Raw genomic sequence first — 7,009 nt, 5'->3', positions numbered from 1 at the left:
CGCTTGAATTCCTCCGGCAGCATCTCCGGAGTACAATGGATGTGTTGAGGGTGGCTACACATGTCGCTCTCCAATGGTCCAATTAAACAGGTGCGTATTCGTCGGCAGACGCCGTATCAAAATGCGCGCGCGGCGGATCGCCCTCCAGGCCAAGACCTGACCACACAGCGCGAAGAACCGCCGCTATGTCGAGATCATATTTCGCAAAAAGATGCTCGCGACTCCCAGACTCGGCAAACCGGTCCGCAATCCCAATCCGACGAAGCGGAACAGCCAAGCCCGCCTCAGCAAGGGCTTCGGCAACTGCCGAGCCCAAGCCGCCGATGATCGAATGATTTTCTGCCGTCAGGATCAGCCGGGATCCGCGCGCCGCCTTCAAAATGGTGTCGCTATCCAACGGCTTGATCGACGGCGAATTGACGACGCCGACCGAAAGACCGTGCTGCTCCAGCGTGGATGCGGCAACGAGCGCGGCCGGGACCATCATGCCCGATGCCACGATGGTAACGTCCGACCCCTCACTGAGTATATGCGCCCGACCGAATTCCAGCTTATGATTGTCGTCGAAGATCCGCGGAATCTCTCCACGCTTGAGGCGCAGGTAGACCGGCCCCTTGCGATCCGCCGCAATCGTGACCGCCTGGCGGATTTCACTCGCGTCGGCCAAATCGAGCACCGCCATATTGGGCAAAGCGCGCATCAGCGCCATGTCCTCGATCGCCTGATGGCTGGGGCCACCTGGACTCGATAGACCTGGCATAAAGCCCGCTATGACGACGCTGAGGTTAGGATAGGCAACCGCCATCGCAAGCTGATCGAAGCAGCGCCGGGTTGCGAATACGCCGAATGTATTGACGAACACTGTGTGCCCCGCCCGCGCCAGGCCACCAGCGATGCCGATCATATTTGCCTCGGCCATGCCTACATTGACGAATCGATCGGCCAGTTGGTCGCGGAAAAGGTCGGTCTCGGTCTGTCTGGTTAGATCTGCTCCAAGGCAGATGATTTCGCTGCGCTGTTCAGCAAGAGCGACGAGCGCCCTGCCATAGGGCTTGGTCTCGATCTGATAGGGAGGCAGATGGGTGCTGCTCACTGATTGTGCGCGCGATGCCTCATGAAATGTCATGCCCAAATCCCCTTCACGATACCCGAATTTCCGTCGCGGCAGCCACGACCCAAACGGGTTAACTGGCACGGAGGATAAGAGTCATCGATCGCAGCAGTTAGGATTGGCGGCTTGATCGCTTGAACTGCACGTTCCGCTTGATCGTTTCCGGCTCCGGCGGCCGGCCCCGGAGGCCGTTGTTCGGGCAGCCGGTTGCAATGATCGCCTCAGCTCATCCCGCAGGCGGGTAGTGGAGCCATTCCGTTGCGTCCCGGATGACGCCGTGGTGACCTGGCCATCCCTCAGCCCCGATGGATCGTTCGCTATCTCCTGTCGGCCGCCGTGGCATCGTGGCTCGCCCCGCTGGTCTGCGCGCTTGGCTTCGGTCAGATCACCAGGGCGACTACAATAGCCGCAACTCTAACCGTTCCCGGCACCCGCCCGATGCGGCAGGCCATATTGTTGCGAGCTTTCCAGGCCGAGTTCGATCTCTGCCCTGATGGGAGCAAGATGGGCAGGCTCCCATTATGAGCGCTTGCACGGTGAGAAATCCGGTGCCGTGCTAAACTAGGGCTCCTCGGCAAGAACAGGTTTGCGCGGCGCAATTGTCTGTTCCTCGTCTTTCATGTTGAGGTCTGGCATCAGGGGCATCAGAAGGCCCGCGAGCAGGAAGAAGACTCCGCAAAGCGCGATGCTGACTGACAAGCTGAAGGATGTGGCGATTTCTCCCAACGCAAAAGGAGCAAACGCGGAGATGCCACGGCCGACATTGAAACAGAATCCAGCTCCGGTTGACCGAATATGCGCCGGGAACAGTGCAGAGAAATAGGCTCCAAAAATCCCGAAATAAGCAAAAAACATCGCCATGAGTGGTCCAAACCACAAAAGCAGCGTCAAATCCCTGATCAAGGCGTACGCCGGCAACAAGATAGTTGTTGCAGCGAAGCAGAATAGGATCGTCTTTTTGGAACCAATGCGGTCCGCAACGAAGCCGAATATCTGATAACCGATGAACATGCCGATATTCATGACGATGAGAAACGTCGTCATTGCCGCAGGTTCCAATCCCCGTTCCTTGACGAGATAGGTCGGAAGCCAGGTATTCGCACCCCAATAGCCGGTCAGGGCGCACGCGGCGATTAATGTTGCCAGCACCGTGCGACGCCACCGACCTTCGATAAATATCTCGCTCAATGAGACCGTCTGTTTACCGCTGGCCATTTGTCGCTGTGCCTTCCCTTCCCGCCATTGGCTGGATTCGGGCACGAAAAGCGCAACGAATATGATTGCGAAAAGCGCGGTTCCTCCTGAAAGGAAAAGCGCCCGCCATCCATAATCCGGTAACAGGGCATGGGCCAACAAAGCCGCGAGAACGAATCCGGCGGGCCCGGCACTGAGTACGAAGGCACTGGCCCGGGCGCGCAGATGGGGAGGCCAAGTTTCGTTGATCAGGGCCGACACGATTCCCCATACGCCGCCCAGGCCCAAGCCGGCCAGGAATCGCAGAAGCAGCATGTCCCACCACCCGCGCGCGACGGCTATTGCCATGGTGAACAGTGCAAAGATCAGCACGCTAACAATCAGTGCCGGTCGGCGGCCGTAATTATCCGCGTACCATCCTAGCAGCAAGCTGCTGAGGCCAACTCCAATCATGCCGGCAGTGCCGATCAATCCAGCCTCGCCAAGGCTGAAGCCAAAGTCAGTTACGATCGCCGGAAGGGCCAACGCCAGGATCATGAAATCCACTGCGTCAAAGCAGTAACTTAAAAAGCATCCCGCAAGAGTGATCCAGCGAGCGTCCTTGTGTGAGCTGCCGTCGTGGAAGATGACTTTCTGCGGATCCGCCATCGTCACTGCCTGCTCTATCCTATCCACCTTTTGTTTATCGCACTGACCGGAAAGCATCAGGGACACTGGCCTGCCCCAGGCGGGTCCGGTGGCAGGATCATTATAACACCGTCAGGCCACACAGCTAAATCGGATATCTCTCCCGCCGGCCCGGCGCGGGCAAGAAGATGACGGTGACGACGTAGGGAAATAACGGGGGGTCGCCTGTACGTTTAGGTGTGGATGATTTTTTGGGCAGAGACAGTTGGGCGCCGCGACGTATCGTCGTGACGCAGATTTACCTCGGCGATCTGATTTCCACTTGGCGCCAGCCATGACGAGTGACGTTCATAGATCAATGGATCATGACCTGGAACGAGGTGATCGAATTTGTTCTTCAGCAGATCGCGAATTTCGCGATAGGCCTTGATTTGGTTGAAAGTGTTGCCCTGGCCGTAGCCCGGAGGCCACATGCGCTCGATGTTCGAATACCAATAGACCGTGTCTCCGACGACAGCGAATGGACCGTTGCGCGTCTGCACCTCGAACCATTGCGTGCCGAAGGTGTGGCTTTCCTTCGCCAGGTGTGCCGTGATGCCGGGCAGCACCTCCTCATCACCGCGAACGAACTTTACGCGGCCTTCGGAAATGCCCTGTGCGGCTCTGATGAGATCCTGCGGGTCGAACGAAGAAAAGACCCAGGCCTTTTCTTCCTCGGTTTCCATCTGGTGAGCGGCGCACACTGCGTCAGACCATCCGAGATACTCGTCCAGCTGGATATACAGCTTGGCATTGGGGAAAGCCTCGAAATTCCCGATGTGATCAAAATGCATGTGCGTCACGAGGATTGCTTCGACATCTTCTGGCTTGAAGCCGACCCTGCCAAGAACGTCGACCGGTTCCTCCCAGCTTGAAAACGCGTACTTCGTCAGCCAATGATCATTGCGAAATCCGCAATCGACCAAGGCGACGTGTTGCTTGCCGCCGACTTCACCACCTACCAACAAGGTATAAAGCATGGGGAGACGAACCGTACCAGCATTACTGAACAGACCAGACCCGGCAACAAAATCTATCGGCATGTCAGATTGACAGTACGCTAGAGGCCAAATCGAATAATCAGTATCCAGCTTGGTATCGAGACCTATAATCGATGGGCCGACCACTGCATAACTCCTAGTGATGTGTCGTAGAATAGTACGCACGTCTGGAAATTAGTATATAAGGCACAAACTTCCTCGTCACTGGTTGAGTCGCACCTGAGACGCGGTAAACAGCATTAGAGCAGAATGTTCTCATTTGCTAGGATTGACGGCTTGATCGCTTGAATTGCTTTCGACGGCATGGCCTCGCCGCGAGACGAGAGTGGAGCCGTCGAGTTTTTCCGGTATGAGGCGGCGGACCCACGGTGTTCTGGTTCAGCATCATTCGACGCAGCGATATCGTCCAGAGGGTAATGCCCGGCAAACAGCGTGACGGCCGACATCATCGTGCTGCTCCCGACCGGGTCTGGAGGACCGGCCGGGATGCTCGTAGACGCTGCTCGCACTGCATTGTCGTTAGCCTTCATGATAATCAATGCGATCAGAAGTTGTAGCGCGCGCCGAGCTGGAAGAAGCGGGGCGGCTTGTAGGAAACCTCGTTGCAACCACACAGGGTCGCGAGGTCGAAGCCCTGGACACCCTGGTGCACGTTGGTCAGGTTCCTGATGCGGAAGTTCAGTTCCCAGTTGTCGTTCGACCAGCCAAGACCGGCATTGACCATCACAGTCCTGCCGAACTTGTCCGCGTCGAAATTGCGGAGGTTGTAGTAGAAGGGATCGGTATAGCTGGCGTCACCCTGAACCGACAGCTTGCCGCCAAGGGCTTCCCATTCATACCGGATGATAGCGCTGCCCTGAAGCGGCGGCGCGTAGACGGGCTGGACGTCGCGACTGATCGGACCTCCGGCACGAAGCGGCACATCCTTCACCTTCGCATCAAAGTAGGATGCGGAAAGACCGACATCGAGGCCCCTCACAGGCGAGGTGAACAGGCTGGCTTCCCCACCGATTGTTCTCGCGTTCGCGTTGATGACTATGCCGCTGACCCCGGAGAAGAGGAATGCCTGATAGTTCTTGTAATCATAGTAGAATGCGGATGCGTTGAACCGCGTCTTGCCGTCCGGGAACGTATATTTGATGCCGCTCTCATAGTTGGTGAGAGTTTCCGCCTTGTAAGGGATGGTGCTTGTCGGCACGGCTATGCCACCTGGAACTGCGGCATTATAGCTGCCCGCCTTCACACCGCGATTGACGCCTGCATAGAGGAGCAGGTCCGGGTTCACCTGGAAGTCGAGCTGGACCTTGCCTGCCCAGAGCGTCTTGTTGGACTTGTCCGTGTAAGGCGTGGGTCCATTCGGACCAAATAGCGGGCCAATGACGATCGGTGTGCCAACCGCGGCCTCACGCGAATCCGTGGTACCCCATATTCCCTGGAGGAAGTTGTGGTTCTTCTGTTCCTGGATGATGCGCGCTCCGGTGATCAACGTCAGTCGCGAAGCGATGTGCCAGTCCAACTGGCCAAAGGCCGAATAGGAATTGGTTTTCAGCGTTGCGTCTGCTCCCAAATCGAACGGCGCCCCTGGAACCACGCTGCCAATGGGAAACTTCAGCCCAGCGAGCGAATGGGCCTTGATGTGGAGATAGTAAAGCCCGGTCGTCCAATCGACAAGATCGCTCTTTCCTGACAGGCGGACTTCCTGGCTGAAGGTGGAAGCACGAACGCCCAGATAACCGCCAGCCTGGTTACCCGGACCGGCATCAACATCCAGGAAGCCGATCTTGTAGAAATGCTTGTAGTCGCTCACCGCCGCCAACTTGACGCTGTCGCTCAAGTCGAACTCGCCGTTGAGGTTAACGCCCCAGGTCCTCACGCGCCCATGATCGCGGAAGGCAAAGTCGCTCGACGTGCGAGGGCCGCTGCCATCGGGATCCTTGTAGCCGAAGAAGTCGCCGCCGGGGACCGGACGGCCGAAGGGTGCGCCGAAGCTGCCGGTGTTGCCGGTGTCCGAACCGCCATCTGAACCGTCAGCCGCAATCGAAGCGCGCGTTTCGTTCGGGCCGGCATTCAGGACGTTCACCAGTTCGCCCGCAGCATCGAACACACCGATCGTTGCCTTCTGCTGATACGGCGCCGTTGCCATCCGGGTTCTCGCCGCATTGACGGACAGCAGCACGCGGGCACTGTCATTGGGCTCGAACAACGTGGTCATGCGTCCTGCGAGCGTATCGTCATCGCCCATATTGGCGCCGGCGCCCGGACCAGGCGAACCGCCGACCGCGCCCGCCGGATATTCGTTGCGCAGCCAGGGCTGAGCCTTGTTCCACATGACGGCAAAGCGCGTCGCCAACGTGCTGCTGATGGGCAGGTTGATCGCAGCTTCACCATGGAACGCACCAGGCGTGCTCAGGGAGTCATAGAGCCCGTAATTGACGTCGACAAAACCCTCGACCTTGTCCAGATTGGGCTTGCGCGTGATGTAGCGGACGAGACCGCCGGTCGCGTTGCGGCCGAACAGCGTGCCCTGCGGCCCCTTCAGCACTTCGACGCGGTCGATGTCGAACAGGGCGAAAGTCTGCCCCTGGCCGATCGCGATATAACCATCGTCCAGATAAACCGCGTTCGGCGCCTCGACGATATCGTTGATGTCATTCTGGGTGACGCCGCGGATCGTGTACTGACTGTTCTGGCCAGCAAGCGCGCCGCCGAGGTGCACGCCCGGCGTAAGCCCCGCCAGTTCGCGCGAATCAGTCACATTGAGGGCGCGCAACTGGTCGCCGGAAAAGGCGGTGATGGCGATGCCCACCTTCTGGATGCTCTGCTCGCGACGCTGCGCCGTCACGATGATCTCGCCCGACAAGGCCGAGCCGCCCTTGTCGGCGTGAGTTGATTGATCCTGCACGGAAGAGACGGCCGGCGCATCCTGCGCCAACGCAGGACTGGCAAGCGCACCAACCGCAACTGCACAAAGCAAGGTTGCCCGGATTCGAAGATCTTTCCTCATTATTATTCCCCTTTATGACGATAATAATATGCA

4 protein-coding genes are annotated in these 7,009 nt (G+C 58.2%); all 4 read right to left on the bottom strand.

The window, feature by feature from the left end; translation table 11 throughout:
* Positions 1 to 82: 82 nt before the first annotated feature.
* The 4 genes from MRBLMA1_RS11380 to MRBLMA1_RS11365 all read right to left on the bottom strand — a co-directional run bounded on the left by MRBLMA1_RS11380 (position 83) and on the right by MRBLMA1_RS11365 (position 6,976).
* Positions 83 to 1,126: a transketolase family protein gene (locus MRBLMA1_RS11380; protein ID WP_363736937.1), complete on the bottom strand. Its 1,044-nt coding sequence runs from the start codon at positions 1,124 to 1,126 to the stop codon at positions 83 to 85.
* A 546-nt stretch (positions 1,127 to 1,672) separates the two neighbouring features.
* Entirely contained in the window at positions 1,673 to 3,010 is a 1,338-nt protein-coding gene (locus MRBLMA1_RS11375; RefSeq protein ID WP_363736938.1) for an MFS transporter, read from the bottom strand.
* A 155-nt stretch (positions 3,011 to 3,165) separates the two neighbouring features.
* Positions 3,166 to 4,098, bottom strand: a complete 933-nt coding sequence (locus MRBLMA1_RS11370) for an N-acyl homoserine lactonase family protein (protein ID WP_363736936.1) — start codon at positions 4,096 to 4,098, stop codon at positions 3,166 to 3,168.
* 418 nt (positions 4,099 to 4,516) lie between these two features.
* Positions 4,517 to 6,976 carry a TonB-dependent receptor gene (locus MRBLMA1_RS11365; protein WP_363736935.1) on the bottom strand — a complete coding sequence of 820 codons (2,460 nt, stop codon included), beginning with the start codon at positions 6,974 to 6,976 and terminating at the stop codon, positions 4,517 to 4,519.
* Between the last annotated feature and the right edge of the window lie 33 nt (positions 6,977 to 7,009).

The sequence above is a fragment of the Sphingobium sp. LMA1-1-1.1 genome, assembly GCF_040676365.1.
In the GTDB taxonomy this organism is placed as follows: domain Bacteria; phylum Pseudomonadota; class Alphaproteobacteria; order Sphingomonadales; family Sphingomonadaceae; genus Sphingobium.
The sequence above is the reverse complement of the archived record's forward strand: the minus strand, read 5'-3'. Positions and strand labels throughout refer to the sequence as shown.